The sequence below is a fragment of the Streptomyces sp. DSM 110735 genome (genome assembly GCF_016482685.1).
In the GTDB taxonomy this organism is placed as follows: Bacteria; Actinomycetota; Actinomycetes; order Streptomycetales; family Streptomycetaceae; genus Streptomyces.
In genome coordinates this window covers 498,309-517,447 of the sequence record NZ_JACYHF010000001.1, presented here as the reverse complement: position 1 = coordinate 517,447, position 19,139 = coordinate 498,309, and the positions used below count along the sequence as shown (strand labels likewise).

Here is a 19,139-nt window from a genome sequence, read left to right as displayed (position 1 = left end):
GTTGCGGCCCAAGTGCGGGGCCACCGGGACAGACGCGGGCACGTCACCCGCAGCCACCTGCGTATTTACGATCGCAATACTTGCCTTTGCCAAGTTTTTGCGCCGGACCACCCCTCTTTATTTGCCTGTGGCAACCAAACACTCTTATGGTTGCCCCAAGCAACGAATACGGGAGGTGTGATGGCCGAGCAGGCGCAGTTCGAGGAACTGGCACGTCAGCTCAGTGCCGTCGGCGCCGTGAAACGCGACATGGGGCGCATCCTGCCCCCGGACTGCCCGGCAGGCTCCGCCGCCGTGCTGACGCTGCTCGGACGCCACGGAGCCATGCGCATGAGCAGGCTCGCCGAGCTGCTCTCCGTCGACATGTCGGTCACGAGCCGGCATGTCGCGCACGTCGCGGCCCGCGACTGGATCGAACGGTCGCCGGACCCCGCCGACAAGCGCTCGCGCATCCTGCGCCTGACGCCGGCCGGAGCACGGCAGCTCGAGGAGCTGTCGCTGCGGACCAGCCGGTTGCTGGCCGAGCGGCTGAGCGACTGGACCGACGACGAGGTCGGCCAGCTCATCCGGCTGATGACCCGGCTGCGCGCGTCCTTCGGGGACTGCCGCCCCGGTCTGCCGAGACAGGGCGCCCCCGTAGTCGAAGAGAACACCCGTACACCCGCGAACACGTAAGAAAAGGAAGCCCATGGCAACGACCACACCGGCCGGTGTGCGGGCTCACGCCAAGCACGGGGGTGGCGCCGACCACGCCCCGATGACCCACCGGCAGATCATGGAGGCGCTCTCCGGGCTGCTGCTCGGCATGTTCGTGGCGATCCTGTCGTCCACGATCGTCTCCAACGCCCTGCCGCACATCATCGGAGACCTCGGCGGCGGCCAGTCCGCCTACACCTGGGTGGTCACCGCCGCCCTGCTGTCGATGACCGCGGCCACTCCCCTGTGGGGCAAGCTCGCCGACCTGTACAGCAAGAAGGCGCTCGTCCAGATAGCCCTGATCATCTATGTCGTCGCCTCCATGGCGGCGGGTCTGTCGCAGAACCCCGGCATGCTGATCGCCTGCCGTGTGGTGCAGGGCATCGGCGTCGGCGGTCTGTCCGCCCTGGCGCAGATCGTCATGGCGGCGATGATCTCCCCGCGCGAGCGCGGACGTTACTCCGGCTACCTCGGCGCGACCTTCGCGGTCGCGACCGTCGGCGGCCCGCTGCTCGGCGGTGTCATCACCGACACCTCCTGGCTGGGCTGGCGCTGGTGCTTCTACGTCGGCGTCCCCTTCGCCGTCATCGCGCTGATCGTGCTCCAGAAGACCCTGCACCTGCCCGTCGTGAAGCGGGACGTCAAGGTCGACTGGGGCGGCGCCTTCCTGATCTCGGCGGCCGTCTCGCTGCTGCTGGTCTGGGTCACCTTCGCCGGTGACAAGTACGACTGGGTCTCCTGGCAGACCTACACGATGGTCGCCGGAGCGATCGTCCTCGGCGCGCTGTTCGTGCTCGTGGAGGCCAAGGCCAGCGAGCCGATCATCCCGCTGCGGCTGTTCAGGAACCGCACCATCACGCTCGCCTCGCTCGCCTCGCTGTTCGTCGGCGTCGCGATGTTCAGCGGCACCGTCTTCTTCAGCCAGTACTTCCAGTTGGCCCGCGACAAGTCCCCGACCATGTCGGGCGTGCTGACCATCCCGATGATCGGCGGTCTGTTCATCTCCTCGACCGTCTCGGGTCAGTTCATCACCCGCACCGGGCGCTGGAAGGCGTGGCTGGTCAGCGGTGGCGTCCTGGTCACGGCGGGGCTGCTGCTGCTCGGCGGCATCCGGTACGACACGGACTACTGGAAGATGGCCATCTTCATGGCGCTGCTGGGTCTCGGCATCGGCATGATGATGCAGAACCTGGTGCTCGCCACGCAGAACCAGGTGTCCCCCGCGGACCTCGGCTCCGCCAGCTCCACGGTCACCTTCTTCCGCTCCCTCGGCGGCGCGGTGGGCGTCTCGGCGCTCGGCGCGGTGATGGCCCACCGGATCACGCACTACGTCAAGGACGGCATCTCCGCCCTCAGCCCCAAGTACCAGGCGGCGCTGGCCGGTTCCGGCTCGACCGACACCATCCCGGACATGAACAAGCTGCCCGCGCCGCTGCGCACGCTCATGGAGAGCGCGTACGGCCACGGCATCGCGGACGTGTTCTTCATCGCGGGTCTCCTCGCGGCGGTCGCCTTCCTGATCACGCTGTTCATCAAGGAGGTCCCGCTGCGGACCAAGGGCGCGCTGGCGCAGAGCACCGAGTCCGAGGCGCCGATCGACCCGGCCGCCGCTCCGGTGGTCGCCGAGTCCCAGGAGGTCCCGGTCCTGGTGGGTGCGGTCGGTGAGGCGCCTTCGCAGGCGGACGGCACGGCTCCGGCCGCGTACGCGACGACCACGGCCGTCGCCTCCGTCGACGGGTCCCCCTCGGGCACCGACGCGGGCACGCCGGTCGGCGGGCACGTCCGGGGCGCCGAGAGCGCGCCGGTCCCGCAGGCCGCCGTCACGCTGATCTCGCTGACCGGGCGCCAGCTCGGCCGCGCGGTCGCCCAGGCGGACGGCGCGTACAGCGTCCGGGCGCCGGGCTCCGGCTCGTACGTCCTGATCGCCTCCGCCGACGGCTACCAGCCGCAGGCGTCCACCGTGGTGGTCGGCGAGGAACCGCTGACCTACGACATCCTGCTCAGCGGCACCAGCGGGCTGACCGGTGTGGTCCGGGCGGCCGGGAGCGCGCTGCCGGTCAAGGACGCGATGGTCGTCGTCACCGATGTGCGCGGGGACCTGCTGGCCTCCGCCGTCACCGGTGAGCAGGGCGAGTTCGGCTTCACCGACCTGGTGCCGGGCACCGTCACCGTCGCGGTCAACGCGAGCGGCTACCGCCCGCGCGCGCTGCCCGTCGAGGTCGCGGCCACCGGGGTCACCCGGGTCGAGGCGGAGCTGGACACCGGCGCGCTGCTGCGCGGTGTCGTCCGGGCTCCGCACGGTCCGCTGGCCGACGCCCGCGTGACGCTGGTCGACCAGGCGGGCAACGTGGTCGGCACCGCCACCACCGGGACGGACGGCGAGTACGCCTTCACCGACCTGGACGCGGGCGACTACACGGTCATCGCGACCGGGTACCCGCCGGTGGCCACCGCGCTCACCGTCTCCGGCACCGGGGCGGACGGGCACGACATCGAACTCGCCCACCCGGGCGAGTAGTCCGACGGACCGGCCCGTGGCGCGTGGGGGCGCGCCACGGGCCGGTCCTCTTGGCACGACACGCTGGGACCAACACGCGCAGGGCCTGCGCAGGGAGAAGAAGAAACGGGATGGCACTGACCGCGAGAATCCGCACCCGCGACAACTGGGCCGTGTCGCACGCGGTCGTCACGGTGACCGACATGACCGGTACGCAGGTGCTGCGCGCCGAGGCCGACGCCGAGGGCGCCGTGCACGACACCACCGCGCTGGCGCCGGGTCCGTACACCGTGATCGTGACCGCCGTGGGGTACGCGCCCGTCGCGTCCAGCGCTTTCGTGACCGCGAGCGGGCGGGCGGAGATCGGCACGGTGACCCTGGCCCGCCAGGGCGGCACCGAGCTGCCGCCGCCCGGTCCCTGGACCATCGACCCGGTGCACTCCAGCGTCGGCGCGGTCGCCCAGCACCTGGGGATCTCCAGCGTGCGGGGCAGGTTCACGGAGTTCGGCGGGAGCATCGAGATCGCCCCCGACGACCTCGCCAAGTCCCGGGTGGAGGCGGTGATCCGGGCCGAGTCCATCGACACCGGCAACACGATGCGCGACACCCATCTGCGCTCCGCCGACTTCCTGGACGTGGAGCACCACCCGGAGCTGACCTACCGCTCCTCGGGCATCACCCAGGCGGGACCGGACCGCTGGACCGTGCACGGCGAGCTGTCGATGCGCGGGATCGTGCGACCGGTGGACCTGGACCTCGCCTACCTCGGCACCGGCGCCGACCCCTGGGGCGGCACCCGCGCCGCGTTCCGCGCGACGGCGGAGCTGCACCGCGACGACTTCGCGATGAACTACAACCAGGTCCTCCAGGCGGGCATCGCCGCCATCGGCACCACCCTCCGCGTCGAACTGGACATCCAGGCGGTCCAGGGGGACACCCTGCCCGCGCTCTGACCCACTCCGGGAATCCGACACGGCCCGGCCGGGCGCACCCCGGCCGGGCCGCTGTGGTCCTAGGCTGCCGCCATGCCGAATATCGCGACGAACACCCGCGTGACGCTGGACGAGCTGCTGGACTTCGTGCGCCCCCGCCATCGCGCGATCCTGCTGACCCGGCGGGGCGACGGCGGGCCGCAGGGGTCTCCGCTGACCTGCGGGGTGGACGACTCGGGGCGGATCGTGGCCGCCACCTATCCCGAGCGGGCCAAGACCAGGAACATCAGGAAGGACCCCCGGGTCAGTGTGATCGTGCTGAGCGACGACTGGAACGGACCCTGGGTCCAGGTCGACGGCACCGCCGAGGTCGTCGACGCGCCGGACTCGCTGGAACCGCTGGTGGAGTACTACCGCAACATCGCGGGCGAGCACCCCGACTGGGACGAGTACCGGCAGGCGATGATCCGCCAGGGCAAGTCCGTGATCCGGGTGACGCCGCAGCGGTGGGGTCCGGTGGCGACGGGCGGCTTCCCGGCACGGCTGGTCGAGGGGGACTAGTGCCGCAGCAGGCCGCGGCACTAGCTCTCGCAGCTCAGCCGCGCGCGACCATCGCCTCGATGCCCGCGATCAGCAGGTCGAGGGCGAAGGTGAAGTCGCGGTCCATCATCTCCGCGACCGTGTCGCCGCCCCGCGCCGCCATCAGCTCGCTGGACTCCCGGAACATCTCGGCGGTGCCGGGGATCTCCGAGAAAGAGGTCATGGCCTGCGCGAAGTACTCGTCCGGGCTCAGCCCGGTGGCGGCGATCCGGGCGAAGAAGTGACCCTCGATGGTGCCGAAGCCGTACACGAACTGGAAGACCGCCGAGATCGCCCCGGTCACCCCGTGTGCGGGCAGCCCCGCCCGGCGCACCGCGAGGCGGATGCCCTGGGAGAAGGCGAGGGAGTTCGGGCCGATGTTGAGATAGCGGCCCGCGAGCGGGGACAGCCAGGGGTGGCGCACGAGCAACGCGCGGTAAGCGGTGGCCAGTTCGCGCAGTTGGACACGCCAGTCGGCGCCGGTGTCCTCGAAGTCGGGCAGCGGCAGCTCGCCGAAGGCGGCGTCCAGGGCGAGTTCGAGCAGGTCGTCCTTGGTGTCGACGTACCAGTACAGGGACATCGCGGTGACGTTCAGCTCGGCAGCGAGGCGTCGCATGGAGAACTTCTCCAGCCCCTCGGCGTCCAGCAACCGCAGCGACGCGGTGGTGATCCGCTCCCGGTCGAGCCCCGAGGGCTGGCCCGCGCGGGTGCCGCGCCGCTCCTTGCCGCCGAGCCAGACACTGTCCCGCGCCGACCGCTCCGCCTTCACCATCGGCGCATCCTCCTCGTCACTGGCCCGGTCACCGGTCACGATGCCAGACCTGCCGGGCGACCCTGTGGCCGCATACCCACATCCTCCGGCTCTCAGGCTGCCGTGCGCTCCGCGCGCCGCAGGAGCCCCGCCGCCACGAACCCGCCCGCGAGGACGGCGACCGCGCCCACGAGCTGTCCCTGCCCGAGCCCCGCCGACAGCGACCGCCCCGAGGCCACGGCGGAGCTGAGCACCGCGCCGAGGACGGCGACCCCGAGCCCGTTGCCGAACTCGGCGAGCGTGCCGTTGATCCCGGCGCCGACGCCCGCCTTGTCCGGCGGGATCGCGCTCATGATGGCGTGCGCCATCGCCGGGTTGGCGACCGCGCACCCGGCGCCGATCAGCACCAGCCCGAGCAGCGTGCCGCCGTATCCGGCGGACGCCAGCTCGGCGATGGAGACGAGCCCTGCCGCCATCAGCACCATGCCCAGCGCGATGGCGACCGGGGTACCCAGCTTTCCCGCCCACTTCGCGGACAGACCGGAGAAGTTGAGCGCGACGACGGTCAGGGCGAGGGGCGCGGTGCGCACCCCCGCCTCCAGCGGGCCGTAGCCGAGGACGAACTGGAGGTGCTGGGTGAGCAGGAACAGTGCCCCGCCCATCCCGAAGGTGATGAGCACGACCCCGGCGACCGCGCCGGTGAACCTGCGGTCGCGGAAGAAGTGCGGGTCGAGCATCGGGTCGGGGACGCGGCTCTCCCAGTACGCGAAGAGGGCGAGGACCAGGACCGCCAGGGTCGCCGTGCCGAGGACGCGGGGGGAGGTCCAGCCGTGGTGCGGTCCGGAGATGACCGCGAACACCAGGGCGGCCATGCCGATGGTGGAGAGCAGCGCGCCGAGCAGGTCGGGGCGTCCGCCGCGCGCCTCGGCGGGCGCCGCCTTCGACTCCGGTACGAGCGCCGCGACCGCGATCAGACCGAGGACGGCGACCGGGAGGTTGATCAGGAAGATCGCACCCCACCAGAAGTGGTCCAGGACGAAACCGCCGATCAGCGGGCCCACCGCGAAACCGAGCGAGTTGACCGCCGCCCAGATGCCGATCGCCTTGGGCTGTTCTTCGGGCGCGAAGATCTGCATCACCACGGCGAGCGTGGTGGTGATCAGCAGCGCGCCGCCGACGCCCATCCCGGCGCGCGCGGCGATCAACTGGCCGGTGTTGTCGGCGAGTCCGGCCACCAGTGAGCCGGTGCCGAACACCGCGAGCCCGGCGAGCAGCATCTTCTTGCGACCGAAGCGGTCGGCGGCGCTGCCCGCCGTGAGCAGCAGACCGGACTGGACGAGCGAGTACGCGTTGATCATCCACTGGATGTCGGCGGTGCCCGCGTGCAGCAGCCGGGTGAGCGAGGGGATCGCCACGTTCAGCACCGTGTTGTCCAGGAGCACGGTGAGCTGGGCGAGACAGATGACGCCGAGGATCAGCCAGCGGCGGGCGTGTCCCTCGGGTGCCTGGGGAGCCGGGGGCGCCTGGGACGCGGGCAGCTCGGGGGAGACGGACATGCTGTACACCGTATAGCGGGCGCTATACGGTGTACAGCCGAATTGTCTCCGTGGTGTCGGGGGCGTCCGGGTGCCGGGGTGCCCCGGTCAGCTCTTCTTCGGCTGGGTCAGGTCGTAGAAGGTGGCCGAACCGACCGTCACCTTGGTGAAGTGAGCCTCCACCCAGGTGCTGATCCCGGACGACGAGCCGCTGCTGCGGCCCTCACCGCCCCGGCCGCCCATGCCGCCTCCCATGCCGCCGCCCGCGATGAAGTAGTGGATCTTGCCGTCGGCCACGTACTTCTTGAACTGCGCGAGCGTCGGGGACGGGTCGGTGCCGTTGAAGCCGCCGATGGCCATCACCGGGTCGCCGGTGGCGAGTTGGTAGCTCGCGGCGTTCTGCGAGCCGATGGAGGCGGCGACCCAGGTGTAGGCGTCGGCGTCCGACTCCAGGAGCTTCTTCGCCTTGGCGGAGACCTTGGCGCCGTCGAGCAGACCGCCCATGCCGCCGCCCATGCCACCGCGCTCGCCCATCGAGAAGCCGCCCGGGAAACCGCCGTTGCCGCGCTGGCTCTTCGAGGAGCCGTTGCCGTTCTGGCCGGGCATCCTGCCGCCGGGGAAGCCGCCGCCGTTGCCGTTGCCGTTGCCGTTGCCGTTCTGGCCCGGCATTCCGCCGCCGCCCGGGAAGCCGCCGCCGTTCGGCGCGCCCTGGCCGTTCGCGCCAGGCGCCCCCTGCCGGTTGCCGCCCGGTCCGGTCATGCCCTCGCCGAAGGCGGCGAAGCCGCCGCGCCGCCCGCCGAAGCCCATCATGCTCGCGCCCGCCGGACCAGCCGTCGGAATGGAGCCCGTGTGAGCCGAGTTGACCGTGCTCAGCGTGAACGCCGCAGGACCGGCGAGCGCCGCCGCGAGACCGAGCCCGGCCGCGCCGAGCGCGAGCGGACGGCCCACCCGGGCGACGAAGACCAGCCCGAGCGCCGCCACCAGGGCGCCGACCAGCACCAGCCACTTCAGCCAGGGCAGATAGTCGGACGTGCGGTTGAGCAGCACGTATCCCCACGCGCCCCCGGCGACCGAGGCGGCGGCCAGCACGAGCGCCGCCCACGTCTCCTTGCGCCGCTCCCACAGCAGCCCGGCGCCCATGCCGGTCACGGCGCCGAGGTAGGGCGTGAGGGCGACCGTGTAGTACTGGTGGAAGATGCCCGCCATGTAGCTGAAGACCACCATGGTGATCAGCAGCGAGCCGCCCCAGACCAGGAACGAGGCGCGGGTGACGGAGGCGCGCTTCAGCTTGCGCGTCGCCCACACCCCCGCGACCAGCAGGATCAGCGCGGCGGGGAGCAGCCAGGAGACCTGGCTGCCGACCTCGTCACCGAACATCCGGTCCCAGCCGGTCGTCCCCCAGGCGCCGCCCCCGCCGGGACCGCCCCGGCCACCGCCGCCGACGCTGCCGGTCTCGTCGCCGCTGAGACGTCCGAGACCGTTGTAGCCGAAGGTCAGCTCCAGGAAGCTGTTGTTCTGCGAACCGCCGATGTACGGGCGGGAGGACGCGGGCCACAGTTCGACCACCGCGACCCACCAGCCGCCCGAGGCGACGAGCGCGCCGGTCGCGAGGGCGAGCTGCCCGAGCCGCCTGCGCAGGGGCGTGGGCCCGCAGACGGCGTAGACCAGCGCGAGCGGCGGCAGGATCAGGAACGCCTGGAGCGTCTTGGCGAGGAACGCGAAGCCGATGGCCACACCCGCCCACACCAGCCACTTCGTCCGCCCGTCCTCGACCGCGCGGATGACGAAGTAGCAGGCCAGCGACATCAGCAGGGCCAGCATCGCGTCCGGGTTGTCGAACCGGAACATCAGTGCCGCCACCGGTGTCAGCGCGAGCACCGCGCCCGCGATCAGACCGGAGGCGGGGCTGAACCGGCGCCGTACCGCCGCGTACACCACCGCCACCGCGCCGACGCCCATCAGGACCTCGGGGAGGAGCAGCGCCCAGGTGTTGAGTCCGAAGATCCGGACCGACAGCTCCATCGGCCACAGGAACGCCGAGGGCTTGTCGACGGTGATGGCGTTGCCCGCGTCCAGCGAGCCGAAGAAGAACGCCTTCCAGGACTTGCTGCCCGCCTGGACGGCCGCCGCGTAGAAGGAGTTGGAGTAGCCGTTGGCGCCGAGGTTCCAGAGGTAGAGGAGGAAGGTCGCGGCCAGCAGACCGAGGAAGGCGGGACGCGCCCACGCCGGGTCGTCGGGGCGCCCGCGCCACACCCTGCGGGCGAACGGGGGCCGGGGGGCGGCGTGTTGGGCGTCCGGTTCGGGGACCGGGGCCGGGGCGGACGCCTCCGGCGGGGTGAACCGGTCGTACTGGGTGGTCATCGGGAGTCCCCCGGTCGGGTGGTGGTGGTCGGGTGCGGGACGGTCGGGTCGTCGTACGGGGTCGGCGGGGCGTACGGGGTGTGCGGGTCGTAGGTGGCCTGGGAGGCGTACGCGGCTTGCGGGGCGTAGGGCGCCTGCGGGGCGTACGGCGGCTCGGTGCCGTACCCGGTCCGCGCGTGCTGGGCGGCGGGGGTGAACGGCGCGAAGGGCGCGGGCTGTTCGGCGGGCGGGGTCGGCTGCCGTACCGGCTCGGTGCGGTCCGGGAAGACCCAGGCGCGGAAGAGGAGGAAGCGCAGGACGGTCGCCGCGAGGTTGGCGGCGATGAGGACCGCGAGTTCGGTGGAGTGCGCGGGGTGGGCGGTGGCCGCGCTCAGGGCGGCCAGGGAGCCGCTGGTCAGGGCGAGTCCGATGGCGAAGACGACCAGCCCCTGCGCCTGGTGCCGTACGGCGCCGCCCCGCCCGCGCACGCCGAAGGTGAGGCGGCGGTTGGCGGCGGTGTTGGCCAGCGCGGACAGCAGCAGGGCGAGCGCGTTGGCGACCTGGGAGCCGGAGAACTGCCGGAAGACGCTGTAGAGCAGCAGATAGAACAGGGTGGACAGACCGCCCACCACGCAGAAGCCGACCAACTGGCGGGCCAGCCCGCCGGGCACGTCGGAGATCTCGCGGTCGCGCGGGTCGTCCCCGAAGGGGCGGGCGAGGCGGTCCAGCGGGAGCGAGCCGGTGGCGAGCGCGCGGCCCACGCGCCAGACGCCCTTGAGGTCGTCGGTCGCGGTGCGCACGATGTGCACGGTGGAGTCCGGGTCGTCGACCCAGTCGACCGGCACCTCGTGGATGCGCAGCCCGGCCCGCTCGGCAAGCACCAGCATCTCGGTGTCGAAGAACCAGCCGGTGTCCTGCACCAGCGGCAGCAGCACCTGGGCCACGTCGCGCCTTATGGCCTTGAACCCGCACTGCGCGTCGGAGAACCGGGCTTGGAGCGAGCCGCGCAGGATCAGGTTGTAGCCGCGGCTGATGAACTCCCGCTTGGGTCCGCGCACCACCCGGGAGGTCCGGCTGAGCCGGGAGCCGATCGCGAGGTCGGAGTGGCCGGAGATCAGCGGGGCGACCAGCGGGAGCAGGGCGTTGAGGTCGGTGGAGAGGTCGACGTCCATGTAGGCGAGGACCGGCGCGTCCGAGGTGGACCACACGGTCCTGAGGGCGCGCCCCCGTCCCTTCTGCTCCAGGCGGTGGACGCTCACCTCGGGGAGGGCGGCGGCGAGGCGGTCCGCGACGAGCGGGGTGGTGTCGGTGGACGCGTTGTCCGCGACGGTGATGCGGAAGCCGTACGGGAAGGTGCGGGTCAGGTGCTCGTGCAGCCTGAGCACACACGGTTCGAGGTCCTTCTCCTCGTTGTAGACCGGGATGACTACGTCCAGGACCGGCGTGCCCGCGGCGTCGGCGGGGAGGTGCTCCCGCGCCGGCAGGGTGCCGGGAGAAGAGTCGCTTCGCATGGAAGTGACTCTTGTCAGGCGCCCTGTCGCGCACGTGTGGTGACGCTGTGGTCCGGCTGTGAGTGAGTCCGGTGTTCCGGTTGACCCTGCGTCAGGGGCGACTGTTCCGGTCGGCCGGGCGCCAGGGACGACCCGTCCCGCTGACCGGACGTCAGCGGCAGCCGGACGGTGAACACGGTGCGCCCCGGCGCGCTCTCCACGTGCACGTCGCCGCCGTGCGCGAGGACGACGGCCCGCACGATGGCGAGACCGAGACCGGTGGAGCCGGTGGCGCGGGTGCGCGCCGAGTCGCCGCGCGCGAACCGCTCGAAGACGTGCGGCAGCAGCTCGGGCGGGATGCCCGGACCGTTGTCCTCGATGTCCACGCACATCCAGGGACCGCGCGGGCGCACCCGTGCGGTCACGGTGCTGCCCGGCGGGGTGTGGTTGCGGGCGTTGCCCAGCAGGTTGACCAGCACCTGGTGCAGCCGGGCGACGTCGGCGGTCACGAGCGCGGGCTCGTCGGGCAGGTCGAGCCGCCAGTTGTGCCCGAGCCCGGCGGCGCGCGCGTCGCTGACCGTGTCCACGACCAGCGGGACCAGGTCGGCGGGCTCGAACTGGAGCGGGCGCCCCGCGTCCAGGCGGGCGAGCAGCAGCAGGTCCTCCACCAGCAGCGTCATCCGCGCCGCCTCGGACTCGATCCGGCCCAGCGCGTGCCGGGTGTCCGGTCCGACGGGTTCGCGTCCGCGCCGGGTCAGCTCGGCGTAGCCGCGTATCGAGGCGAGCGGGGTGCGCAGTTCGTGACTGGCGTCGGCGACGAAGCGCCGTACCCGCATCTCGCTCTGCTGGCGGGCGTGCAGGGCGCCGTGCACATGGTCGAGCATCCGGTTGAGCGCGGCGCCGACCCGGCCGACCTCGGTGTGCGGGTCGCACTCCGACTCGGGGACGCGCTCGCTGAGGTTCACCTCGCCGCTGTGCAGGGGGAGTTCGGAGACCCGGGTGGCGGTGGCGGCGACCCGGCGCAGCGGGCGGGTGGCCACGCCGACGATGACCGCCCCGGCCAGCGAGGCGGCGGCGAGTCCGGCGAGGGTGACGCACACCTCGACCAGGATGAGGGTGTCCACGGTGCCGTCGACCCCGGCGGTGGGCAGGGCGACGTAGAACTGGTCGGCGCCGTCGTCGCTGGAGACGAACCGCACGAGGTAGTCGCCGCGCCCCGGCAGGTGCACGGTGTGCGGGCTGTCGTCCCGGGGCGCCGTGGCGAGCGCCTCGACCTGGTCGGCGGTGAGCGCCTGGGCGCGCATCCGCTTGAACCGGTTCTGGCTGTCGGTCTGCTCCTGGGACACGGCGGCGTAGACCACCTTGCCGTCCCGCACGAACCCGGCGACGGTCCCGCGCGGTGTCGGTCCCGTGGTGAGCAGCGTGCCGACCTTCTCGGCCGGAGGCGAGGTGTCCGTCGGGATGCCGATACCGCTCGCGGGAGAGGTGGGACCCCCGGCACCGGGCAGGTGCAGACGTCCCACGGCGCGTACGGTGATCTCCTTCACCTGGCCGTTCAACTGGGCGTACAGGTGCTCGTGCAGGGCCAGCGTGGTCACCGTCCCGATCACCGCGGACACCACGGCGATCAGCGCCACGGACGCGACGACCAGCCGCGTCCGCAGCGTGCGCGGCTGCGCCCTCAGGCGACCGCCGGACCGGCGCGGTCGCCGTCGCCCGCTCATGACACGGCGGGCTTGATCAGATAACCCGCGCCGCGCCGGGTGTGGATCATCGGCTCGCGCCCCGCGTCGATCTTCCGGCGCAGATACGAGATGTACAGCTCGACCACGTTGGCCTGTCCACCGAAGTCGTACGACCAGACCCGGTCCAGTATCTGCGCCTTGCTGAGCACCCGGCGCGGGTTGCGCATGAGGAAGCGCAGCAGCTCGAACTCGGTCGCGGTGAGGTGGATGGAGTCGCCGCCCCGGGTCACCTCGTGGCTGTCCTCGTCCAGGGTCAGGTCCCCGACCACCAGCATGGAATCCGACCTCCGGTCCGCCGCCCCGGAGCGCCGGATCAGCCCGCGCAGCCGGGCCACGACCTCCTCCAGGCTGAACGGCTTGGTCACATAGTCGTCGCCGCCCGCGGTGAGCCCGGCGATCCGGTCCTCCACCGCGTCCTTGGCGGTGAGGAACAGCACGGGCACGTCGGGCAGTTCACGGCGCAGCCTGCTCAGCACGGTCAGACCGTCCATGTCCGGCAGCATCATGTCCAGGACCACGGCGTCGGGCCGGAACTCCCGCGCGGTGCGCAGCGCGCCCTGCCCGTCCCCCGCGCTCCTGATCTGCCAGCCCTCGTAGCGCAGGGCCATGCTCAGCAGTTCGGTGATGGACAGCTCGTCGTCCACCACCAGCACACGGACGGGGCTCCCGTCCGGCCTCAGCAGTTCGGTGCGCCCCTGGGGCGAGGTCGTGGTCATGGCGGAACCATGTCCGGAGCCTCTGAGAAGAGACTTTCGGCAATCTGTGATTTCGCTGAGAAATGCGCGAGGGGTGATCGGAAAGGGGTGATAGGGGGATTGCTTGGGGAATGGGTGGGGTTCGCTTGGGGGGTTGATGGGGATTTGCTGGGGGAGCCGGGGCGTGCGACGGGGACCGTTCGGCGGAGGAGCACGCCCCGTCAGAAGAGACCGTCCTGCTGATTGACCCGCTTGGCCGTGAACTTCCTTGTCGGCACGGTCGGTTCACCGCTGTGCGGAGGCTGGGGCGTCACGAGGTCCCAGCCGGTCATCAGCCGGGTGTCGAGGACGACGACTCCATGACCGTCGACGGCGAGATGCAGATCGGGTCCGGCGACCGCGACGAGTTCTCCGCCGAGGGCACCGCCGGGGACCAGCTCACGCACGTCGGCGACAGCGGGTTCGTCGCGCCGGATGCCGAACACCTCGACGTGGTCCACGACTTGGCAGGGAGCGGGGTCGAGGGACTCGGGCCAGGCGGGAAGGGCGCGAGCCCGAGCGTGCAAGTCCTCCACTTCCACGGCACGTTCGGCGCCGGTCGGCGGGAGATGCGCCCGTACGGCACGCTTCTCGGCGTACGGCAGCCGGTCCGGCACGTTCAGCGCGGCGCGCAGCAGCTCCTCGGTGCGGCGGGCGGCCATCAGGGGTCCGGTGCCGAGCCAGGTGAAACAGACGGCGCCCTGTTCGAGCAGGCGCGCGGAACCCCGCTCGGCGGCGGTGATGCCGACCTTGGTCATGCCGGGACCGAACCAGGCCAGATAGACACGGTAGGGACGCGGATCGTCGGCCAGGGTGTCGGCGGCGACCGAATGCGCCCGGTCCAGCCGCGCACACTCCTCGCACCGGGCACCGGTGCTTCTTCCCGGCACCGCCGCGCGCACCGGACAGCCGTTCCCGCGTGCGCCGACACACCGGCGCGGCGTCTCCTCCGCCACGGCGAAGGCGATCGCCTTCCCTCTGCTCAGCGGGCTGCGCCTGCCACCGCCCCACACCAGCACGGGTCCCTGCGGGGTCCAGCGGAGTCCGGAACATCTCCATACGCGTGCGGGTGCCATGGGTGCCGAGGGTAGGGGAGGGCACTGACAGCGGGGGCGGGCGTACGCGCGTGGGCGATACGGCGCGCGGGCTACGGCAGCACGTACACCGGCACCCCGTCCGCCGCGTTCCCCGCCTGCCGCACGCACCCCCGCTTGATCAGCATCCGCACGCAGTCGTGGACGCGGTCGAGGGTGAGACCGGTGCGCTCGGCGACGTCCTCCAGCCTGCAGGGGGCCGGACCGCGTACGAGAGCGGGGGCGAGACAGGCGGCCACCGCGTGCACGTCGTCGGTGACGACGAGGTTGCGGGCCCGCCAGGTGGCGAGGAGGTGCTGGGCTGTGAGACGCGGCGCGCCTTCTGCCGCGGTGCGCGGGGGCGGGGGCTGGAGCCGGTCCGCGATGAGGTCGAGGGTGTCGGCGATACGACCGAGGACGTGGTGGAGTCCTCCGGCTCGGGAGTCGAGGGCGCCGAGGTGGTGGTTGGTGTGGCCGAGCTGATCGGTCACACGACCGAGGTGCTCGTTGGTCCGCCCGCGCTCCTCGTTCGCCCGCCGCGCCTGTTCGATCTCCTCCAGCCGCGCGACCACCATCGCCTCGTCCGCCCGGATGTTCCGCTCCTCCAGCCGGACGATCGCCTCCGCGACTTCGTCGGGCATGAGATAGGCGGTGCCTTCGCCGGGCGGGGGCTGCACGGGGGCGGGGTCGAGAGTGTACGAACCGTCGCGCTGGATGGTGGCGATGACTTCGGAGACCCAGGTCCTGAAGGGCTGCGACTCCGGTTTGGTGCACCCGTTGACCAACTGGATCAGCCCCTGAAGGTTCACTACGTTCATGTCTCGGCGCCACTCTCGACCTGCGGGAATGCCGAGAGTGTGCTTCAGAAGCACACTCTCAAGTGGAGCGAAGTTGACGTGGTCGGCGACATTGCGCAGAGCCGAACCCACATGTGCGTAGCCGAGGCGCTTGCACACGTCCGCGGCCGGGAACCAGTGCGTGCCGTCCGGCAGGGTGAGCCTCCGCAGCCGCGCTCCGGTGGCCGCGTACACGAAGTCGTTGATCTCGATCGCCTCCCGCCGCGGCGTCGCCGCGCCCCAGGAATCCATGCCGTTCTCGTCCTGCTCGTACATCGAGCATCACCTCCATCCCGGAAGCTAGGGACGCCCCTCACCAACTGCCGTGCACACAGCGCACGTTCACTCGATAGAAGACAGAGGTATCGATTCCGCACCCACGTCCGTCCCCACCAGCGCGTTCTCGCCGCTCCGCCCCCGCCCGGCGAGCCGGCACCCCACGCACCCCGGATGCCCGTCCCTGGCCGTCGTGTCCCGGACCCGCATCCCCCACTGCTCGCGCGGTCGCACCCCCGGCGGCTTGCCCCAGCCCGTCAGATGCAGGACCCAGGTGACGAGCACCCCCAGAGCCACGACCGCCGCCCCGCCCGCGAGGTACGGCACGGACACGACGCACACACCCACCCCGAGGACACACGCCCCCGCCGTGGCGACGCCGAACCCGGTCCAGCCGGCGATCGTGTGACCCTCGTCGTACAGACTCATGGAGACCCCTCCCGGGAAATGTCTCACCAACTAAGAGATTCGTCTCGCGAATATCTCACAGGCTAAGGAATCTGACCAGATGGACCGCCCCGCCCGACCGCCCGCGACTCCGGCCCAGGCGCTGTCGGCGATGGACCACCTCATCGCCGCCCATCTGATCGGCCAGCAGGAACTGGCCCGGCGGCTGGGTCTGAACGTCACCGACCTCACCTGCTTCGGCTTCGTCCTGGAGGCGGGCGACGACCTGCTCACCGCGGGCGACCTCGCCGCCCGCGCCCACGTCACCACCGGCGCGGTCACCGGCATCCTCAACCGCCTGGAACGCGCGGGCTACGTCACCCGCCGCCCCGACCCCGCCGACCGCCGCCGCGTCCGCGTCGCCGCCGTCCCGGACGCGGTGACCCGGGTCGGCGCGGAGTACGCCTGCCACTACGAGAACCTCACCGCTCTCTTCGCGGAGTACTCCCCCGACGAACTCGGCGTCCTCACCGACTGGTTCACCCGCGGCACCGCCCTGGCCCACGCGAGCCTGGAACGGCTGAACGACAAGGGGGAGTGAGCCCTCGTACGGTCGGTCAGCGGCGCCACCTCGGGTCCAGCGCCATCGTCCGCAGTTTCGCCAGGCTCAGCGCGGGCTCGGGGCGGGTGACGGGGCCCGCCTCGGCGTAGGAGTTGATCTCGCGCACCAGGACGCGCAGACCGTCGGGGCGCAGGGTGTCGACCTCCCAGACGACCGCGGCGCCGCCCTTCTCCGAGGGGGACCGGGTCGCCTTGACCCTGGTGCCGTCCTTGAGGACCTCGCTGTCGCAGGTGAGCTCTCCTCCCCTGCAGCCCATCTCCCCGGCCAGCACGTCGTTCTGGTCCGGCTGGACGTCCACCTCGACCATGTTCCTGCCGTGGCCGTCGTCGTGGACGAGCTGCACCAGTCCCGGGGAGCTGCTCAGGTCCGAGACGTGCCCCCGGGGCAGCAGCGCGGTGAGCACCGAGGACATCCGGTCGGCGGAGGGCACGCCCTGCTGCCGCGGGGGCGCTTCGGCGCCGTCCGGGTCCTGGAGGGAGGCGATGGCCGTACGCCAGGCAGGGCTCCGGACGACGGCGCCGAGCCGGTCGAGGGAGAGCACCGGGTCGCCGCCGGAGGTGGACGCCTTCTCGCCGCCCCCGCCGAACTCCTCCAGGAACAGCCGGGCGCCGTCGCGGGTGATGTACTCGACGTACCAACGCCGTTGCCCGTCACGGCTGTTCGGGTAGGTGAAGGACTTGGTGGAGTACAGCACGGAGCCGTCGGCGAACTTCTTCCGCGCGCAGGTGTCGTACGGCCGCACCTCGACGGGCAGGCATCCGCCCGCCTGCTGCCGGGAGATCCCGAGGTCGAGCGCGGACGGCGCGCCGTGGGCGCCGGTGCGGACGACGAGCCCGGCCGTGAGGCTGCCGGGCAACCGCTTGCCCCACACCTTCGAGACGGTGCCGCTCTTCGGCATCAGACCGCGCAGCGTGGCCGACACGTCGTCCCCGCTCACACGCGGCGCCGGACCGCTGGAGTCGGCGGGGGCGGGGGCGGACATCCCCGGAACCGCCGTCGGCGTCCCGGCGCCCCCGAGGACCCCGGTCCCCACCAGCACCCCGCCGAGCGCGGCCACCGTCAGCACGGCACCGCCCCCCACCCGCGCGGTCCGCCACATCCGCCGTCGGCGCCCGCGCCGGGCGGCACGCTCCAGCAGACCGGGGGGCAGCGGAGGAAGGGCGTGGGCGGCGTCGTCCAGCGCGGCGGGCAGGTGCTGCTCGAACACGTCGTGGGCGTCTGCGGGCATGACGAATCTCCGTTTCTGTGCGAGTACGACGGTGAAGGGGCGCGAAGCCCCGGACGACCACGGGTCTACCGGGGTGCCAGCTCGGTCAGTTGATCGCCCAGCTCGGCGCGCAGCCGGCGCAGCGCGCGCAGGCTCTGCGCCCGGACCGCGCCCGGCGAGAGCCGGAGGACCTCGGCGGTCTCCTCCACCGAGCGGTCCTCCCAGTACCGCAGCACCAGCACGGCACGGTCCTTGGCCGACAGCCGGGCCAGCCCCTCCAGCAGGGTCAGCCGCAGCTCGGCGTCGTCGGCGCGCCCCACCCTGTCCGGCATCCGGTCACTGGGCCGCTCGGCGGAACTGCGCCTGCGGCGGTGCGAGAGGAACGTGCGGGTGAGCACGGTGTTGGCGTACGCCACCGGCGAGCTGTCCCGGTTGATCCGCCGCCACGAGCAGTACATCTTCGCCAGCGTCTCCTGCACCAGGTCCTCGGCCAGATGCCAGTCGCCCCCGGTCAGCAGACACGCGGTACGGAACAGATGCGCTCCCCGCGCCGCCGCGAACTCCTGGTACTCCCGCCCCGCTCTGCCAGCCATGGCACCCTTCCGTGATCCGAAGTCACCCTTTACAGGGCCCGGCGGGGGCAACGCGTTACGGCCGATACAAGAGAAAACACAAGAGGCCCCGGATCTCTCCGGGGCCTCTTCGCTGTGCACTCGGCAGGATTCGAACCTGCAACCTTCTGATCCGTAGTCAGATGCTCTATCCGTTAAGCTACGAGTGCTTGTTCTTTTGTTTTTGTCTTTCGTTCCGGCCCTTTCGGCCCGTCCCGGCGACAGGAAGAACATTACATGACTGCCGCCGTCATGTGAAATCCGTTCCGATCACCTCCTCTGACCTGCGGAAACATGGATCTGGGGCGGGGTGGGGCGGGTGGCGCCCAAGGTGGGGCGCGGGGTGGAAACGGCGGGGTGCGTTCCGGAAACGCCGAAGCCCCGGTCCTGGGGACCGGGGCTTCGGGTGGGTGCGGAGGCGGAGGGATTTGAACCCTCGATGGGCTTTAAGGCCCAAACCGCATTAGCAGTGCGGCGCCATAGACCGGACTAGGCGACGCCTCCAGCACAACCGTTCACGCGCGAGCGCGCGATCGGTGCGTGCAGATGATGACACAGGCAAGCACCGCGTCACCAATCGACCCCCACGGTACTAGGCGCGAGGGCCGCAGGGCAAAGGGCTTCTTTGGCGTGGCGGAGGACGTGACGGCGGACGTGACGGAGAGAGGGGAGAGGGGGAAGAGAAGAGGAGGGAGCGGGGAGAAGGGAAGGCGGGGCGGTGGTCGTGTCGTACGCGCGCACATGTTCGGGGTCACTTCCTCGTGGGACCTCCCCCGTATCCGGCGCCGCGAGCCCGACCCGTGCCTTTAGACTCCCTCGCGTGACACC

General features: G+C 71.6%; 16 protein-coding genes and 2 tRNA genes. 5 read left to right on the top strand and 13 right to left on the bottom strand.

Translation table 11 applies throughout. The annotated features are described in order from the left end of the window. Positions 1-180 precede the first annotated feature (180 nt). The 4 genes from IF655_RS02325 to IF655_RS02310 all read left to right on the top strand — a co-directional run bounded on the left by IF655_RS02325 (position 181) and on the right by IF655_RS02310 (position 4,686). Positions 181-675, top strand: coding sequence for a MarR family winged helix-turn-helix transcriptional regulator (locus tag IF655_RS02325; protein WP_199581702.1), 495 nt, complete (start codon positions 181-183; stop codon positions 673-675). 13 nt (positions 676-688) lie between these two features. Next, positions 689-3,214: an MFS transporter gene (locus IF655_RS02320; protein ID WP_199581701.1), complete on the top strand. Its 2,526-nt coding sequence runs from the start codon at positions 689-691 to the stop codon at positions 3,212-3,214. A gap of 110 nt (positions 3,215-3,324) precedes the next feature. Next, positions 3,325-4,146, top strand: a complete 822-nt coding sequence (locus IF655_RS02315; RefSeq protein WP_199581700.1) for a YceI family protein — start codon at positions 3,325-3,327, stop codon at positions 4,144-4,146. A 72-nt stretch (positions 4,147-4,218) separates the two neighbouring features. Then, positions 4,219-4,686, top strand: coding sequence for a PPOX class F420-dependent oxidoreductase (locus IF655_RS02310; RefSeq protein ID WP_199581699.1), 468 nt, complete (start codon positions 4,219-4,221; stop codon positions 4,684-4,686). A 34-nt stretch (positions 4,687-4,720) separates the two neighbouring features. Here IF655_RS02310 and IF655_RS02305 read toward each other — a convergent pair whose 3' ends face one another. From IF655_RS02305 to IF655_RS02265, 9 genes are all read right to left on the bottom strand, one after another. Further along, a complete protein-coding gene (locus IF655_RS02305; RefSeq protein WP_199581863.1) occupies positions 4,721-5,476 on the bottom strand; it encodes a TetR/AcrR family transcriptional regulator in 756 nt (251 codons plus the stop codon). Between the two features lie 92 nt (positions 5,477-5,568). Beyond that, positions 5,569-7,011, bottom strand: a complete 1,443-nt coding sequence (locus IF655_RS02300) for an MFS transporter (protein WP_199581698.1) — start codon at positions 7,009-7,011, stop codon at positions 5,569-5,571. An 87-nt stretch (positions 7,012-7,098) separates the two neighbouring features. Beyond that, positions 7,099-9,351, bottom strand: a complete 2,253-nt coding sequence (locus tag IF655_RS02295) for a glycosyltransferase family 39 protein (protein ID WP_199581697.1) — start codon at positions 9,349-9,351, stop codon at positions 7,099-7,101. Beyond that, complete coding sequence (locus IF655_RS02290) at positions 9,348-10,841, bottom strand: bifunctional glycosyltransferase family 2/GtrA family protein (protein ID WP_199581696.1); 1,494 nt, start codon at positions 10,839-10,841, stop codon at positions 9,348-9,350. The genes IF655_RS02295 and IF655_RS02290 overlap by 4 nt, the downstream gene beginning before the upstream one ends. Before the next feature lie 14 nt (positions 10,842-10,855). Further along, entirely contained in the window at positions 10,856-12,544 is a 1,689-nt protein-coding gene (locus tag IF655_RS02285; protein ID WP_199581695.1) for a HAMP domain-containing sensor histidine kinase, read from the bottom strand. Next, a complete protein-coding gene (locus tag IF655_RS02280; RefSeq protein ID WP_018547522.1) occupies positions 12,541-13,281 on the bottom strand; it encodes a response regulator transcription factor in 741 nt (246 codons plus the stop codon). The genes IF655_RS02285 and IF655_RS02280 overlap by 4 nt, the downstream gene beginning before the upstream one ends. Positions 13,282-13,481: 200 nt before the next feature. Further along, entirely contained in the window at positions 13,482-14,375 is an 894-nt protein-coding gene (locus IF655_RS02275; protein ID WP_199581694.1) for a DUF2797 domain-containing protein, read from the bottom strand. A 71-nt stretch (positions 14,376-14,446) separates the two neighbouring features. Next, the gene (locus IF655_RS02270) at positions 14,447-15,484 is read right to left on the bottom strand and encodes a Bro-N domain-containing protein (protein ID WP_199581693.1); all 1,038 of its coding nucleotides are present in this window, start codon (positions 15,482-15,484) and stop codon (positions 14,447-14,449) included. Between the two features lie 66 nt (positions 15,485-15,550). Continuing rightward, on the bottom strand, positions 15,551-15,913 hold the full coding sequence (locus IF655_RS02265) for an HGxxPAAW family protein (RefSeq protein WP_242488485.1): 363 nt from the start codon (positions 15,911-15,913) through the stop codon (positions 15,551-15,553). 79 nt (positions 15,914-15,992) lie between these two features. Between IF655_RS02265 and IF655_RS02260 the strand changes: the two genes are divergently transcribed. After that, a complete protein-coding gene (locus IF655_RS02260) occupies positions 15,993-16,472 on the top strand; it encodes a MarR family winged helix-turn-helix transcriptional regulator (RefSeq protein ID WP_199581692.1) in 480 nt (159 codons plus the stop codon). A gap of 16 nt (positions 16,473-16,488) precedes the next feature. On the opposite strand, the gene IF655_RS02255 is transcribed toward IF655_RS02260, so the two are convergent. The 4 genes from IF655_RS02255 to IF655_RS02240 all read right to left on the bottom strand — a co-directional run bounded on the left by IF655_RS02255 (position 16,489) and on the right by IF655_RS02240 (position 18,815). Next, positions 16,489-17,721 (bottom strand): hypothetical protein, encoded by a 1,233-nt coding sequence (locus IF655_RS02255; protein ID WP_199581691.1) that lies wholly within the window; start codon positions 17,719-17,721, stop codon positions 16,489-16,491. A gap of 65 nt (positions 17,722-17,786) precedes the next feature. After that, positions 17,787-18,293, bottom strand: a complete 507-nt coding sequence (locus tag IF655_RS02250) for a SigE family RNA polymerase sigma factor (protein WP_199581690.1) — start codon at positions 18,291-18,293, stop codon at positions 17,787-17,789. A gap of 115 nt (positions 18,294-18,408) precedes the next feature. Then, positions 18,409-18,481, bottom strand: a tRNA-Arg gene (locus IF655_RS02245). Positions 18,482-18,724: 243 nt separating this feature from the next. Then, positions 18,725-18,815, bottom strand: a tRNA-Ser gene (locus IF655_RS02240). Positions 18,816-19,139 lie beyond the last annotated feature (324 nt).